Source organism: Maribellus maritimus, from assembly GCF_022267315.1.
GTDB classification, from domain to species: Bacteria; Bacteroidota; Bacteroidia; order Bacteroidales; family Prolixibacteraceae; genus Draconibacterium; species Draconibacterium maritimum.
The window spans coordinates 1-16,847 of the sequence record NZ_JAIKLE010000034.1; the positions used below are offsets into that span (position 1 = coordinate 1).

At 33.6% G+C, this 16,847-nt stretch carries 10 protein-coding genes; 5 read left to right on the forward strand and 5 right to left on the reverse strand.

Translation table 11 applies throughout. The features are described from left to right. Nucleotides 1–631: 631 nt before the first annotated feature. Nucleotides 632–958, reverse strand: coding sequence for a transposase (locus tag K5G00_RS22715; RefSeq protein WP_238768764.1), 327 nt, complete (start codon nucleotides 956–958; stop codon nucleotides 632–634). Nucleotides 959–1,796: 838 nt separating this feature from the next. Next, nucleotides 1,797–2,918, reverse strand: a complete 1,122-nt coding sequence (locus K5G00_RS22720; protein ID WP_238768765.1) for a PAS domain-containing sensor histidine kinase — start codon at nucleotides 2,916–2,918, stop codon at nucleotides 1,797–1,799. A gap of 1,135 nt (nucleotides 2,919–4,053) precedes the next feature. Here K5G00_RS22720 and K5G00_RS22725 point away from each other — a divergent pair. From K5G00_RS22725 to K5G00_RS22745, 5 genes are all read left to right on the forward strand, one after another. Continuing rightward, nucleotides 4,054–4,401, forward strand: a complete 348-nt coding sequence (locus K5G00_RS22725) for a hypothetical protein (RefSeq protein WP_158871671.1) — start codon at nucleotides 4,054–4,056, stop codon at nucleotides 4,399–4,401. Next, nucleotides 4,398–5,468 (forward strand): histidine kinase dimerization/phospho-acceptor domain-containing protein, encoded by a 1,071-nt coding sequence (locus K5G00_RS22730; RefSeq protein WP_238768766.1) that lies wholly within the window; start codon nucleotides 4,398–4,400, stop codon nucleotides 5,466–5,468. Before K5G00_RS22725 ends, K5G00_RS22730 begins: the two co-directional genes overlap by 4 nt. 114 nt (nucleotides 5,469–5,582) lie before the next feature. Continuing rightward, nucleotides 5,583–9,302 carry a PAS domain S-box protein gene (locus K5G00_RS22735; protein ID WP_238768767.1) on the forward strand — a complete coding sequence of 1,240 codons (3,720 nt, stop codon included), beginning with the start codon at nucleotides 5,583–5,585 and terminating at the stop codon, nucleotides 9,300–9,302. A gap of 11 nt (nucleotides 9,303–9,313) precedes the next feature. After that, nucleotides 9,314–10,513 carry a hybrid sensor histidine kinase/response regulator gene (locus tag K5G00_RS22740; RefSeq protein ID WP_238768768.1) on the forward strand — a complete coding sequence of 400 codons (1,200 nt, stop codon included), beginning with the start codon at nucleotides 9,314–9,316 and terminating at the stop codon, nucleotides 10,511–10,513. A 173-nt stretch (nucleotides 10,514–10,686) separates the two neighbouring features. Continuing rightward, complete coding sequence (locus tag K5G00_RS22745; RefSeq protein ID WP_394800876.1) at nucleotides 10,687–10,824, forward strand: transposase domain-containing protein; 138 nt, start codon at nucleotides 10,687–10,689, stop codon at nucleotides 10,822–10,824. Nucleotides 10,825–11,012: 188 nt separating this feature from the next. Here K5G00_RS22745 and K5G00_RS22750 read toward each other — a convergent pair whose 3' ends face one another. The 3 genes from K5G00_RS22750 to K5G00_RS22760 all read right to left on the reverse strand — a co-directional run bounded on the left by K5G00_RS22750 (nucleotide 11,013) and on the right by K5G00_RS22760 (nucleotide 16,821). Next, the gene (locus K5G00_RS22750) at nucleotides 11,013–12,110 is read right to left on the reverse strand and encodes a hybrid sensor histidine kinase/response regulator (RefSeq protein WP_238768769.1); all 1,098 of its coding nucleotides are present in this window, start codon (nucleotides 12,108–12,110) and stop codon (nucleotides 11,013–11,015) included. After that, nucleotides 12,107–15,952, reverse strand: coding sequence for a CHASE domain-containing protein (locus K5G00_RS22755; RefSeq protein WP_238768770.1), 3,846 nt, complete (start codon nucleotides 15,950–15,952; stop codon nucleotides 12,107–12,109). The genes K5G00_RS22750 and K5G00_RS22755 overlap by 4 nt, the downstream gene beginning before the upstream one ends. 569 nt (nucleotides 15,953–16,521) lie before the next feature. Continuing rightward, a complete protein-coding gene (locus tag K5G00_RS22760) occupies nucleotides 16,522–16,821 on the reverse strand; it encodes an ABC transporter permease (protein ID WP_238768771.1) in 300 nt (99 codons plus the stop codon). Between the last annotated feature and the right edge of the window lie 26 nt (nucleotides 16,822–16,847).

Genomic DNA, 16,847 nt, shown 5'->3' on the forward strand with positions numbered 1-16,847 from the left:
TGAATGTGGTCTATTTGAATATTCATCTCAATTAATTCACATGATTTCCATTCTAAATGCATCGGAATATCTTTTAAAAGTTGTTCCTTAACAAGTTAGACCTTAAAAAGCCCAATATTTTTCTGGCTTATATTTTTGAGATAACCGAGGTATCCAAAGTTTCAATATTTGAAAAAGGATAAAAAGGATTTGTTGTTTAATCCGATTGAGCATTTTCTTTAAATTGTACCCGGTCCCGGCCAAAATAGTATTTAATTGGTCACCAATAACACCTTTTAAAAAATTCTTACCATTTATTGTCGTGTTTGATATGGGTAATAACTGGTTCTATTCCTGCCCTGCCCTAAAGCGTTTCCTTGCTTTTTGTTTTGGTATTGGGTTGTTTCTTTCTTAGGAACTGATGGTGATATAATAGCTGTTCCATTGATTCTCTTGTTTGCCAACCATATCTGCAAGCTTTTTACTAAATTTTTAACTGAGGATAACTTTTGAAGATTTTGATAGCAGTCTTGCCTTTTAGTGTTCCCATCAATTGCGACAATGACACCACCAAGTTATTGACCATACACGGCACACACATAAAAGAGCATTTGCTTAACTGCTCTTTTTTTGATTTCACCATACTCCCAGCCTATCTCCACAAAATATATTTTATATCGTTCTGAAATTTGCAAACATATTTCTTTAGACTCTCTCCTACTTCTTCTGTTATTACATTTCTACGATATTTCATCTGACAAACTACATGATATAGCAACAACGCTCTATTGTGCCACTTAGTAATATGTTCACTCATGCAATGAGCTTCTCCGGGAGCAGAGCCTCGAGGAATTCTTTTGATTAAAAATCCAAGATCTTTCAACGGTTTCTGTAGCGGAACTACATGAACAATTCCGTGGTCAACTTCAAATTCAAGAATAGCAAGGAAACAGAGCAAGTTCCACTTGCATAGCCTCATATCCTAAAACAATTGTTATTTTTATTTTTTATAAATAATTTGTTTTTAAGATAGAATTTTCTATTTTTAATGTACAAACCCTTATTTTTTATCATTCTTAATACAATTGTGGGCGGCTTTGATGAGAGTTGCCCCTTTTTCTTTTTTTTATGAGAATAGGAGTTCAGTTTTATTCTCCAAAACATTTTTCTTTCGGTATTGTGTAGGATTAGGTTTTTTTTAAAAAACCAATGTACTAAAATAATGGATGGCCTGGAAACCAGGTTCGTTGCTTATTTCTTTTATACTTTTACTAGTTTAAATAAGCATCTATTTTACCCGCATTAATTTAAATTGCAGATGGTATTATCAGGGAGAAATACTTAAACACTTTACGAAAATAAGAGTAATATAATTGTATCTTTTAGCAAGTTTTTTTTAAGATTATATTCTCCAGTACAAGTAACTCCAATTTTTCAAATTAACATAACCAGAGAGTTATTTCTATACTGTTTTGTAGTGTCCGGATATTCTACCAGCCCATAAAAGTGAAAAAATTATTCTTTAAATAAGGAAGAGGGCTTTCATTCTTTTAGCTTTTGGTCATAACTTTAGTAAATATATAGTTCATTTTCAAATACTACCTCACGTTTGAATTTGCATAAAAAAAACGTCACTTAATAAAACTTCCTTCCTCACTATTATGTAAGGCTTAAAATCAATTAAGAAAATGGGAGTCGCATCAACGGATATTCCCAATCCCAAGTTTATAAATAATGTTTTACCATTAAGTCTGCTTATCTTATTCCCATAATAGAAACTTATGACTCTTCTACTACTTGAAAAATGAAAAGATAATTCAGAAATTAACAGGTAAAGAAAAACTAAAAACAGAACCATTATTTAATTCGCTCTCGACCCATATTCTGCCGTTATTTTTTTCAATAAAATCTTTACAAATAATTAATCCCATACCTGTTCCACCTTCGCCTTCCGTACCAGTACTCGACTGAATACCACAAGATTGAAACAATAATTCTTTTTTCTCTTTTGAAATCCCCATTCCTGAATCTCTAATTGCAACAAATATCTCATCTTCAACAATTGTTGCTGTAACGATTATTTTACCTCCTCTGTCGGTAAATTTAATGGCATTTGATATGAGATTACGTATAACTGTAGTTATCATTTTTTCATCGGCGACAGCTTGCATTTCCGGCGATACATCGTTTACAAGTCGTATTTCTTTTTGAAAAGCATTCTGTTTTAAAAAATCAAAACATTTTTCTGCAATAGAATGCAACAGGATAGCTTGTGGGAATATTTTTATACTTTGTGTTTGTGAATATGACCAGCTCAATAAGTTATCGAGTAGTGATGAAAGAGATTGGGCAGATTGAAGAATTAATTGATTGAATTTTCGTATTTCTTCTCTAGAATATTCTCCATGTTGCTCTTCAATAAGTTCAGAGAAAGCTACAATATTGTGGAGCGGTCCTTTTAGATCGTGTCCAATGACGGAGAAGAGTTTATCCTTTGTCTCGTTAAGGTCCTTGAGACGGGCTTCACTTTCTTTTAGTGCCTCTTCTGCATATTTTTGTTTGGTTACATCATTTGTTATGGCAATTATTCCATCAATGCTTCCTGAAGGTTTATAATGAGGATAATAATTAATTTCTAATATTTTAAACTTCCCATCTAACATTTTTCCTCGGTACTGAAAAAAAACGGTTTCACCATTTAGTGCTCTATCCATTTGAGGAGCTATATTCTTTTTAAAATTATCATCTCCCCAAATTTCACTCGGTGTTTTACCGATAACTTTATCTGTTTGTTTATTAAAAAAATCGTTAAAAGCGTTATTCACAAAAACATAGCGATATTTGTTAGTAATAAAAGAAGCAGGTTCAGAGATTGTATTTAAAATTTCTTTTTGATAGTGAAAGTACCTTCTGTTATTTCTTTTTTGTATTTGCGTCATTAAATTTAATTTTTTTTAATCTAAAACCCATTCGCTTCATTTATCTATAAAAAATATTTAGCATATGAAAATATACCACTAAATTATAAAATGCTATCTTATGGGAAACAGAAATGATATGAATATTTTATTAACGTTCGAAAAAATAAATGAAGAGCGATAGCAAATCATATTCTAATCATTGAAGCTGCTCAAAGTTTACGCAGTAATAACAGAGAGAGTTATTATGTTCAATACTTCCCGATGAATTGCATTTGTTTCAAAACGAATCAGAATTGCTTTAAAAGCACCAAACCATCCATTGGTTCCACAACAAACCAGCAATTTATAAATACATCATCAAATGAATATTCCTTAGAAGTCCCATTTCGCTTATTTTGGTCAATGTTTCCTGTAATTTCAACTTTTGAACAATGACCACGGAATTTCTCAGTAACAAATCATGAATTTGCATTTAAGAATAATCAGTGTGTATTTCAGAGAATTCTAGCCCTGCAATCATTTTCTGTGCTACAGGTACTAAGTTAAATGCATTATTATGGTTCTCTTCGGCAGGGTTGCTACATGTTAACGGGATACCTTGGCATTTGTTAAAATCAACATATCGCTTGTCTTTGATTTCTTTCTTCCCTGCTAAGCAACTGCTTCGCCGCCCCGTTTTGTTTGAGTGTGAGTACCATCGGGTTGGGTACTTGATAAGTCCAGTAGATGCTTATATTTACTTTAAATGTGTTGCCAGACTTTCTGCCAACTCCCAGCATTATACCGTTTTCAAAAATGAAAATACATACTTTGTCAGGTGCATTTGCTGCGGAGAAATTGTCTTATCGGTCATTGCCGCCATTGACAAGCTCTTTTCAATCTGCTTAATATTGCTTCAACGACTTGGTAATCTTTTACGCTTTTCAAAACATCATGAAAACCTTGAGGTTTTCAAACTTTCCTCTATACTCCGAGGCAGAGCCTTGAGGAATTCTTTTGATTAAAATCTTTGAAAACGAAAGAAACTCAATTAGAGAAAAAGAACCGTTGCATTTTATTTTTTATTATAAATAAATTTAACCCGCAATTAAAAATCATTTTTTTTGAGGCTGAAATAAAAGAAACGACTATATTTATCATAAAAAATTGAATTATGGACGTTAGGTTAGCCCGAAAATATACTGTTAAATTGAGTTTTGAAGAGATTCGATTACCACCTTTTGAAGACATATTAATATTAGGAAAAAAATGTCCACAAGGGAGAATTGGTGTATTTAGATCATTTGATTTTTTAGTCCCTAATGAATTTGAATCGTATGAGGTAGAAGATAAGTCGGTAGAAGCAGTTTTTATTAACAAGAGGGTCCTAAAAAAAATTAACAATGAAAAAATTATTGAAATCCTGCAAGAAAGGGTTTTCCCATATGTTTCTGAATCAGAGATAATAAAGGTCGATTTCAAAATGACAATTTTTTATGATTTTATCGAAGGTGAGTTGTGATAGATTTAGATAAATATATATCTCCGCTTTATCATTCTGCAAATCCATTTGAAGGTATTAATTCAATCGAAGATCGCTTGTTGAGCAATAAATACCTTGTTGTTATAGACGAACAAAATGAATTTCATGGGATTTTGACTGAAGAAGATATAATAAGACGTCCGCATAAAATTGTAATTGATTGCGTTAGTCCGAAAGAAAATGTGTGCAAAAATGACACAATCAAATCTATTATAGAAAAGTTTGATTTGAGTCGTTCACCTGTTCTGGCAGTAATGGAAGACACAAAATTTGTTGGTGTTATAGAAAAACAAAATGTTTTAAAAGAGCTGGAAGCAGAAGTAGAAAAATTATTTAGTAAGTCTCTGTTGTCCAAAAATTCGAAAGAGTATTTTCTTTCGAATCTGTCACATGAGATTCGTACCCCTTTAAATGGAATTCTCGGATTTATCGATATTTTAAAGCAGCTTGAAGCAGCTGAATGTTCTACAGATAAAAATGACATTGTCGAATTACTGGAAAAGACAACAGAAAATTTTCTGATATTGTTGAATGACCTTGTAGAATTATCTCTAATAGAAGCAGGAGAAGAGATAGCAATTAAAAAAGAAAACGTAGATATTGCAAAAATATTAAAGGAGTTAAAGCTCTTTTTTGAGTCTCTTCCTTTTTCTCAAGGCAAAAAAATAAACATTGATTATCTAAACCCCGAGCCTTCTTTTTGTATTTATACTGATAAAAATAGAATAAAACACATCCTTTATCATTTGCTCGACAATGCGATTAAATTCTCGGCTGGAAATAGAGTTACCTATGGTTTTACCTTTAACCAAGATAGTCAGGATGTTGATTTTTTTGTCAGGAATAAATGGTATAAAGACTCAATAGATATCGAACAAATGTTTGACATTTTTGAAAAACAAGAACGGATAGAAAAGAGAATTAATTTTGGATTAGGAATTGGGCTTTCTCTGGTTAAAAAATTAGTTAATCTATTGGGAGGATCTATTAAAGTTGAATCATATGAAAGTGAAATAATATTTAGAGTGAAAATTCCTGTCAAGTAAGAATATTTTCTAATATAATTTATTGTTACACAGATGTTCTTTTGTTTTTATAAGAGAACCTTTTTTTTTGTATTTTGTTATTTTTAATGTCAAATTTTCAGATACAGTGTAATAATGAAAAGGGAAGATTGGGAAAAGATCGAGAGGATTCTTAATTTTTCTTTCGATGCAATATTCTTACTTGATACAAGTTGCAAAATAATCAGACTTAATTACGAAGCTGAAAAAAGCTTTGGCTATGTAAGTCAAGAGCTAGAAGGAAAGCCGATAGACCTACTTTTTCCTGAGTGGTCTTCAAATTTTAAAAATGTGAATTTTTCAAACGACAATTTCTTCATAGAAACGGTTGGAGTGCGGAAAGATGATGACAGATTCCGTTTAATAGCAAGAATAAAAGAAGAAGTGTTTGCCAATGAGAGATTTTTGTTGATATCTGTTTCTTTAAATGCAAAATCATGTAATACTGATGATTTATTGTCTTTTTATGAAAGCAAGGAACGTTTCTCAAAAGCATTTTATTACGCTTCAATCGGAATGGCATTGGTTGCTCCAAACGGATCATGGTTGAAAGTAAATAAATCTGTGTGCGAAATCGTTGGCTATTCTGAGTCTGAATTAATGAATCTTACTTTTCAGGATATAACCCATCCTGACGATTTGGATCTGGATTTAGGTTATGTGGAAAAGATGCTAAAAGGTAAAATCCAGACTTATAAAATCGAAAAGAGGTATTTTCATAAAAAAGGACATATTGTATGGGTTTTACTAAGTGTTTCTTTAGTGAAGAAACAAGATGGAAGCCCATTGTATTTTATTTCGCAAATCGAAGATATAACTCAATGGAAGACAACCCAGGAGGCGTTGTTAAAGAGCGAGGAACGTTATCATTTACTGGTTTCTGGAACAAACCTTGGAATTTGGGAGTGGAATAAAAAATTAAAGCAAACTTATTTTTCAGAAAAATATCTTGAATTAACAGGTTACACGAAGGATGAATTAACTTTTGGAAAGATTAATATATTAAACAATGTTCATCCTAAACATCAAAAACTGTTTAGAAAGAAACTCCGAATTAGTTATCAAGAGAATATACCTTTTAAAATTGAATTTCTATTTAAGAAAAAGAGTGGTAAATATCGGTGGTTTTTAGCGGCTGGCAGAGCTGAGTTAGATAATAATAGCGAACCTTTCAGAATAATTGGCTACTTGGAAGATATTGAAGAAAAAAAACAAACAGAGATTCAGTTTGAAAGTTTATTTAATTCTTCTCCTGATGGAATAGTTATTTTAAATAACAAATTTGAAATTCTTTTAGTTAATAATGGCCTGGAGGTCATAGTGGATAAAAAGAACAGTGAGCTGGTAGGTAACTCTGCGCAGCTATTTTTCCCTAATTTATTCGAAAAGGATGGATATTTTAAAAATTCATTTTTTGAAGGAGATAAATGGGGCGATATAAATTCCGAGTTATATATTACTCGAAGTAATGGCGATTTGTTACCAGTAGAAGTAACAGTAAAAGCAATAGAAACCGGAAAGCAAAAGCTTTTTTTATTGACTATTAGGGATATCCGAAAAAGGCTTTCAGATGATGCCGAAAGGAAACGTATACTTACAGCATTAAATGCTACCAGCGATGGGATTTTTATGTTTTTACCTGATAGCTTAAAACATGTTTATGTTAATAAAGGAGCATCGATACAGTTAGGATATTCTGAATCTGAACTTCTAAAGATCACTCCTCTTGATTTTAAAATTGAATATTCAGAGAAAAGTTATCGACAACTTTTGCAACCCTTGATTTCCAGGAAAAGGAGTTCATTAACAATAGAGACCAAACATAAACATAAAAATGGTAATTTATTTGATGTAGAAATTATTTTTAAATTGGCAACATTTGAAGAGAAACAAAAGATTATTGTTGCAGTAGTAAGAGATATTACAGAGCGGAAGCAGGCTCAAAAGGCATTACGTTTAAGTGAGGAGCGATATCGAGAGATTTATGAAAATTCAATTTTTGGAATATATCGTACGTCCAAAGATGGAAAGATCATTCTGGCTAATCCTGCATTGATTCGGCTGCTTGGATTTAATAGCCTTGAGGAATTACAACAAAGAGATTTAAACAAAGAAGGATTTGCTCATGCCTCCTCGCGTGAAGAATTCATCCGTCTAGTTGAAGCAGAAAAAAAGCTAACTGACTATGAGTCAATATGGACAACAAAGGATGGCAAAGAAGTTTATATCAGAGAAAATGTGAAGTTAATAATTGACAAACAAACTGGCGAGCACTACTATGATGCCACTGTAGAAGATATTTCAGAAAAAAAACGAGCAGAAAAAGAAAGAATTGCCCGTCGTGCTGCAGAAGAAGCCAACCGAACAAAAAGTACCTTCCTCGCCAATGTATCTCATGAAATTAGAACACCACTAAATTCAATAATAGGATTCTCCAACTTGTTATATTCATCTCTTAATGATTCAAAACAGAAAGCACGAGTAAATTCAATTCGCTCTAGCGGTAAAAGTTTGCTAAATATTATAAACGATATTTTAGATCTTTCGAAAATAGAGGCCGGAAAATTAAATTTAAATTTAGAGCCAGTTAGTCTCTATAGTTTGGTGAAAGACATTGAGCTTCTAATGATTCCTATTGCTAACGAGAAGAGTATTCCTTTTAATCTGAAGATTGAAAGAAATATAGATTACTACTTGCTTCTCGATGAAGTTCGAATTAGACAAATACTTTTCAATTTAATAAATAATGCGATAAAATTTACTGAAAAAGGACATGTTGAATTACATGTAAACGTTGTCCCAAAATCCGATAAAAAAGTTGATATTCTTCTGGAGGTTGAGGATACAGGAGTTGGGATTCCCGAAAGTGAATTTACGACAATATTTGAACCCTTTGTTCAACAGAATGGACAGTCAGAAAAAGTTTATGGAGGAACTGGTTTGGGATTATCAATTACCCGCCAGATTGTCGATATGATGAGAGGGGAAATTCGGTTAAAAAGTAAAATTGGAAGAGGTAGTATCTTCAGCGTTCTTCTACCGGATATTTTAATTGTGGAAGCCCGTAATGATAATAATCTATCACAGGATGATATCAATCCCTCTTCGCTAATTTTTACAGAAGCAATTTTGTTAGTCGTTGATGATAATAAATACAACCGGGATTTACTTATTGACTTTTTGTCCCATTCTCCAATAGAAATTATTGAAGCTAAGAATGGTGCTGAGGCTGTGGAATTAGCAACAACTTATGCTCCCGATTTGATATTAATGGATCTAAAAATGCCGGTTTTAAATGGACTTCAGGCAGCAAGAATTATTAAAAGTAATAGTAATACTGCAAAAATTCCAATAGTTGCAATTTCTGCATCGTCTTTAGATATGAATTTTGATGATTTAAGCATATTTGATGATTTTATACTAAAACCTGTCGTTTTTGAAGAACTTAGTGAAAGCTTAAAAAAATATCTGGAGCATACTGAAAACCCAGCTGTTGAAAGAAAAAAAATTAAGGAAGAAACCAAATTTATCTTGAATTTAAATGAACAGCAAAAGCTTAAATTTCCAACGGTCATTAAAGAAATTGAGACTGAGCTTTTACCAATTCTCAAACAGGCGCAGAAGAGCCAGGTAATAAATGACATTGAGTTATTTGGTGAAACTCTAATTCGTTTTGGTAAAGAAAAAGAGCTCCCATCTTTAATTAATTTAGGAAAAGAAATTCTTGACCTTTGCGAAAAGTTTGAAGTTGAAAATCTCTTCGATAAATTGTATATCTTTCAGGATACAATTAGACAATTAAAAAAAATCCCTTAAAGTTGTATAATATGGACGGAAAAACATTTAAAATATTGGCAGTTGATGACAATATCAAAAATATCCAAGTTGTTGGTTCGATATTAAAAGAATCAAACCATATCGTTGGTTTTGCTTTTGACGGAAATCAGGCGATTAATCTTCTTAATAATTCTTCTGATTATGATTTAATACTGTTGGATATAAATATGCCGGGACTTAATGGATATGATACCTGTAAAGAAATAAGAAAAATAAAAGATTACAAAGATGTTCCTATTATTTTCCTAACGGCGCTAAGTGAAACAGAAAACCTTGTTAGAGGCTTTGAGGCGGGAGGACAAGATTATATTACAAAACCATTTAATGCGCAAGAATTAATGGCCCGAGTACAAACACATATTGAACTGAAATACAGCAAAGAACAACTAAAAGATGCCAATAAGATATTGGAGAAAAGAGTTGAGAAAAGAACAGAACAATTGCAGAAAGCAAACAATGAATTGCAGCGGGCAAATGAAGAACTCCAAAATTTGGATCAGGTGAAAGCTGATTTCTTAAAGTTAATAAGTCATGAGATTAATACGCCATTGAACGGCATCATTGGATTTACAAACATTTTGAAAGAAGAGTTAGTCGATCATAAATTCTATAAAATGTTAGACTATCTTGATTCTTCTGCAAAACGACTTGAGCGATTCAGTCGTTTAAGTTTATTGGTCACAGAATTCAGAACTAATAAGAGGACAGTTTTACCTGCTTTAGTTGAAACATTACCTATTGTTAATGAGATATTAGATTTGTTAAAAAAAAATATAGAAGACAAAAATATTCGGATAGTAAAGAAATTATACGCAACTCATTTTTATGCAGATCCTTCTTTAATAAAACTGTGCATCGAAAGGATGATAACGAATGCGGTTCGCTATACTTTCTCCGGGTCTACTGTTACTATTTTGGCAGAACAGATGGATAATTCTGTTCTTCTTCAATTTATTGACGAGGGGATTGGCTTTCCATCTAAAATACTTGAAAACCCTTTTAGATTATTTAATGTTGGTTTGGAACACTTGGATGAAGATAAGGGAATTAGTCTTGCTTTAACAAAGCTAATTATGGATGCACACAATGGGAAAATCGAAATTGGAAATAATAAAAATCCCAAAGGTGCGAAAGTTTGTCTTTTTTTTCCAAATAAAGAAGTTATGGATTCTGTTCAAATTGAACCTTAAACGAATTATTTTTGATTGATAATATATCCCAGTTATTCGCAAATCTATAGCGAGTTTTGCTCCCCAGGTTTTTAAGGGAGGCTGTCTCAAAATAGTTCTTGGGACTCCACATCGCTTTGAGAAGGAAGAACTACCTGTTTGCAGGAAGCGAGTGTAGAGCAGAACGGGCCGCCATGTTTTATTCCTTCTTTGCTACATGTAAGAAGAACGATATGAACCCGTTTGAGTTGCTCAAAAAAGTACTGGAGGCAATCCCGGAACACAAGGTCAGCAAACTACACGAACTCCTGCCTCAGAACCTGAAGCTTTAGAAAACTGATGTCCCTTGATTGATAACTGGCACAAATCAAACTGAAATAGGAGACCTGGTTGGTAGTACCGATACTTTAGTTAAATCGATTATGGATTTTCTTGGTGTTAAAACTCAAAATTACGAACAATGGCGGAGTCGTTGTGTGCAGGTCTTTTAAAAAGGAATAGTGCTAAATTGTATTGCTTTTTAGAGTCTCCCAGTCGGTATCCTTACTACTATTTGAGTTCCGAGGTTTATTTCGCTTTTAACCGAAATAAGCCCTTTATTTTGAGCAACCATGTCTTTTACAATTTTAAGCCCCAAGCCGCTTCCTTTTTCCTGGTTCGTGCCCTGACTCGTATAAATATTATCATCTTCAAATATCTTTCTTTGAAGTTCATCGGACATCCCCACCCCGGAATCTGTTACCCCTATTGAAGCATAATTCCCTTCATCTCTTACATTTATGATAATTAACCCTTTATCTGGTGTAAATTTAATTGCATTTGATATTAAATTTCGAAAAACAGTATGCATCGTTACTTCATCAAAAAAAGCAATAATTTCTTTTTCTAACTTAAGTTCGATAACAATATTTTTTGCTTTCGCGTTCCCTTTTAATAAATTAATACAGTCTTTAATAATTGTTGAAACATCTAAATATTGTGGCTTAAGTGTAATGGTGTCTGTCTGAAGCCGGGTCCATTCCAACAAGTTGTCTAGCAATATTGTGGTATCCTTAGCCGTTCTTTCCAAAAGAGGCATAACCCGTTTTTTTGTATCGCCACTGTTTTCTTCTTCATCAAGATTAAGTAAAGATATAAGCATTGATATAGAAGAGAACGGAGCCCTGATGTCATGTGCAATAATTGAAAATAATTTATCACGTGTTTTGATGGTTTCAAGTAGTTTCTTCTTCGACTTGTTATGTTCAAGATGAGTTTTCACTCTTATCAACAGTTCGTCGCGAATAAATGGTTTTGTCAAATAATCAATCGCACCGGTTTTAAATCCTTTAATAATATCTTCAGGAGCGGTCTTAGCAGTAAGAAAAATTACGGGAATTTCAGCTAATTCTTTATCTGATTTTATTTCCTCACATACTTCAAATCCGTCTTTCCCAGGCATCATTACGTCAAGCAAAATAAGGTCGATTTGAGTATTTCTAAGCACCTCTAATGCACTCTCCCCATCTATCGCCAAGGCGATTTTATAATCTTCTTCTTTTAGAAAATTGCTCACTACTTTTAAGTTTTCAAGATTGTCGTCAACAACTAAAATATAGATGGGATTGTCCATTATCATTCCGTTTTCATTTGATTATTGAGCTCCTCTACTATTAGAGGAAATTTTTCTAAATTATCTTTCAATAAATAAAGGTCGATTTGTTCAATGTCTTCTTTTAATATTTTCGCATAGTGTATTAAAGATTCAAAATTACATTCGTCAGCAAAATTCAAAAGTTCATCAGCAAAAGCTTCTATTTTAAAAAGCACTAAAGAATCCTTTATTACTTCCCATTTTGGAAGAAACTTTTTTTCAAGAACCATTAGTATATCCGGTAAGTTAGGCAAAATATCCTGGGGAACAACAATATCAGTAGACCTTTCTTTTACTATACTGTCACTACGGTTAGAGATAGAGTGTTTTAAAAATTTCGCCAATTCTTGAAATAATTCAGCGCGCTGAACCGGTTTATATAAAAAGCCATCAAAAACAGAGGTGTTTTCGATTCTTTCAGAACTAAAAACAGAGGCAGTAAAAGCAACTATGGGAATATGTTTCTTATTTGGGTCAGCCTTGAGCCTGCCAGCCACTTCATATCCATCAATGCCGGGCATACGCATGTCCAATAGAATTAAATCGGGATTAAGGTACTTAAGAATGTCAAGAGCCATTTCTCCATTTTCAGCGGCAGTGACTGTTATTCCAGTAGAAAGCAGCAAACTTTCAACTGCTTCAATGTTAGAAATAAAATCATCAACAACCAGAATGTTAGCTGATTCAAAATGGATATCGGAAGTGTCAATTGTAGTTAATTCCTTTTTTCGAATTCCTTTTTTTATTTCCACATCAAAAAGAATAAATGTAAATATAGACCCCTGACCTTCTTTGCTACTCACTTTGATAGTGCCCTTCATCTTTTCTACTAAGCGTTTTGAGATGGCGAGACCAAGCCCTGTCCCGCCATAATCCCGATTCGATTGCCCTTCCTGCTGGCGGAATGCATCAAAAATAATTTTCTGTTGTGATTCACGTATTCCTACACCCGTATCTACCACTGCAATTTCTAAATTCCCGTAATTTTCACTATGTCTATTAAAGTTTGCTTTAATTGTAACTGAACCATTATGTGTAAATTTGATAGCATTCCCCACCAGGTTAAAAAGTATTTGCTTTATTCTTACCTCGTCATGGATAATTGTTTCAGGAAAATCAGGGCTAATTTGTATCTTAAAATCAAGACCTTTTTTTTGGGCTTTATGTTGAAACAGAAGGATTATTTCCTGAAGCTGTGCATTTAAATCTAACGGGTTATATACAATATCAAGCTTTCCCGCTTCTATTTTCGAAAGATCCAGAATATCATTTAGTAATGTCATTAGTAAGTTCCCGCTGTTCAAGATTGATTTAAGCATTTTTTGATGTCGTACAGAATCAAGCTGGTGGAACATCGCTTCACTAAATCCAAGAATAGCATTCATCGGAGTACGGATTTCATGGCTCATGTTAGCCAGAAACTCAGACTTTAATTTGTTGGCCATTTCTGCTTTGTAACGTTCTTCAACAAGCTTGTTTTCTAATTCTGTTCGTTTCTTTACATTGACCAACATTTGTGAAAAAACCAAAAGCAAAGCCTCTTCCTTTTCAGAATATAGATGATGCATTTTTACCGAATCGAAACCAAGAAAGCCGGTGCACGTCCCTTCAAACATCATCGGGATGGTTATCAGACTTTTTATTTCCTGAGGCTCCAGAATTGCCCTTACTGGATCATCTTCATGCATGGCAAATACATCAGGGATATTCATGGTTATTCCTTTTAAATGAGCCTCAACCCACTGTGGTAATGCGTCCAAAGGAATATTTTGCAACTCCTTTATTTGAGGACTTATTCCCTCATTACACCACTCATACGTATTGTTACACACATTTTTTTTCCAGTCGTAGTCAAAAATGTATGCACGATCCGCTTCAACAAAACGCCCCAACTCTTCAAGTGAATGGGCAATGGCATTCTCAACCTCTGACGGAGATATATTAATATATTCTGATGATATATCCATCAATATTTTTTGTAAGGCCGATTGACTAGCCAAAGCTTCTTCTACTTTTTTGAGCTCAGTAATGTCACGATAATACCACAAGTGTTCAACTTCGTTTTCTGAAGTAAAAATTGGGACATAATCGCGCAAAAGAATCCGTCCGTCTACTAACCGGAGTTCTTCGTTCAACACTACTTTTCTACTTTCAATAATTTGATCTATCCGTTCAATAAAAATCCTGCTTTCAACAAACAATTCTTTTACCTGCTCTGAAGCAGCTTTACAGTCTGCACTTATCATTGCTTCTGGAGGGACTGGAATTGCGAAAATTTCACAAAACCGTTTATTGGTTTGCTGCACCTTCCGGTCAGATGTTTCCATTAATATTCCACCCGGTAAATGGGAAATAAGCGTGGTTAATCTTTTGGTCTGATATCGTATTTCGTCCTCTGCTTGTTTTTGACTGGTAACATCCGTCATTACAATAAGGAAGTAATTTTTCCCCTGGCTTTCAACTACACTGCCGGAGATTAACCCGTCAATCATTAAATTATCTTTGGTCCTTATTGTTATTTCCATATTACGAATAACATCATCTAAACCAAGCGTTTTATTTATCACCTTCTGTTTTTCATCATCAACAAATAGATTCAATTGCGATGAAGATTTTCCGATCACCTCTTTTCGCGTATACCCTGTACTTTTAACAAACGCTTCGTTTACTTCAAGGAATATTCCGTCAGGAATCGAAACGACTGATATAAGCGCGGGATTATTTTCGAAAAACCTGTTGAATTTCTGTTCGCTGTCCTTCAATTTAGCAGTAAGCTTTTCAGCAATTTGGCGTGCCCTATTACTGGCTGAGAGCAATGATAATATTAAAAAAAAGACAAGAAAACTTATAACTGTTCCCGATATAAATAAAATAAGGACCTTGCTTTGGAATATTAAAGGTGTAGCATCGGTTTGAGAAAGGACAATTGTCCACCGTTTTCCATGAAAATCAATGGTGCTGGACATACTCCTTGAAGAACTCATCTTTTTTTGACCTATTCTCTGTTGTTCACTATCATAAAGCAATGCCTGTGCATCTGTCGTATCATCATCATAAATACGTAAATCGACATATCCTTCTCTTGCCGATTCCCAATGTCCCAGGATTCCGTTCATCAGATCATTCATTCGGTATGGGCTGTAAACCCAACCTAAAAATGCCGTACCTCTTTGTGTAACGGTTTCTACCGGCATATTTTTTTTGTAAACGGGGATGTACATTAAAGTACCGGCCTGAATATCTTCATTCGTTTCTTGCACAAGTGTAACTTTCCCCGAGAGTATAGCCATGTTAGAATCTCGGGCAGTTTCCATCGCTTTACACCTTACTGGCTCCGACAACATATCAAAGCCAAATGCTCTTTTGTTTCTCCAATTAAAAGGCTCCAAATAAACAATTGCAGAATAAGTTTCCCTTTCTCCCTCCGGCCAAACAGTGTATTCTGGAAACCCTTCTTCTCTGATTCTTTGAACATGTTTGTCCAATTGTTCTGGAGAAATTGCTTCTGCAAAACCAAAGCCTAAAATTCCCGGAAGGTTATTTTCAACATCTGATCGGCGATAAAATGTATACCAGTCATCACGGGTTACGTTATTTGAAGAAGAAATAAAAGCAGCTCCTCCTCTTAATAACTGAGCATGCGCAGTTAAGCGATATTCTATCCGGGTTTCAATGTCTGAATTTATTCTTTGCAGATCATTCAATGCCATTTTCTCCAAATCGTTTTTAACATATAGGGTTGAAAAAATTGTTAATAGTAAACCGATAAGGAGCACAAATAAGGCTTTTAATAAAATACTTGAACGCATATTTGAGAATAGATTCATTCTTTTTATTTTTTTCCAATACTAAAAAAATAGATTTACTTGGAACTTTTATTGTTACGTAATTAATTTACTATCTTTTTTATTAGCGGCAAATTTTTGTTGCGAAATTTCTAAAAAGATTTACACGGACTAAACAAAGCAAGAACTTATCGAGATAAATGGGCTCCTAATCTTAAATAGATTGTTCTAAAAAGATAAAAAAATAACGATTACATTCGTTGTACGCCGGTTTTTATTATTCAAAATCAAACCGTTACAAGCTTCAACAAATTTAACAGTTTTCTTATCAATTTGCACAGACCTTGATAAGGTGCACGAATTTATTTTGTTTTTGTGGGTGGGGAAATTCCAATACCGACTTTAAAGCGGTACTTAGGGGGTGTTAGCTCTTTGGCAAACTTTAAGTTGAGCTTGGCTTTTGAGGTTTGCCAATGTGCTAACAAATAGGAGCGTTTTTTTATTAATTACTCATACCTCAATGCTTTAACAGGATTTTTCGTAGCCGCTTGCCAGCTAACTGTCAACAGTGCAATTCCAAGTGCCAATAGTCCGACAAGTGCAAAAATCCACTAGCTTAAAGTGGTTTTGTAGGTAAAATTTTCGAGCCATTTGTCCATGGTGTAGTAGGCAACAGGGGATGCAATTACAAAAGCTATAACTACCCATTTTACAAAGTCTTTATTGAGCATGGTCAATATTTCGGAGATTTTGGCCCCATTCACTTTGCGGATTCCAATTTCTTTAATCTTTGATTCATTCAAAAACATTGTTATTCCAAATAGTCCCAAACAGGCTATAAAAACTGCCAGAATTGTGAGGACAAATGAAATCCTCGCAAAGCTTTGGTCTTTTTCATACAGCTTAGCCAAGGCTTGGTTAAGGAAATAACATTCAA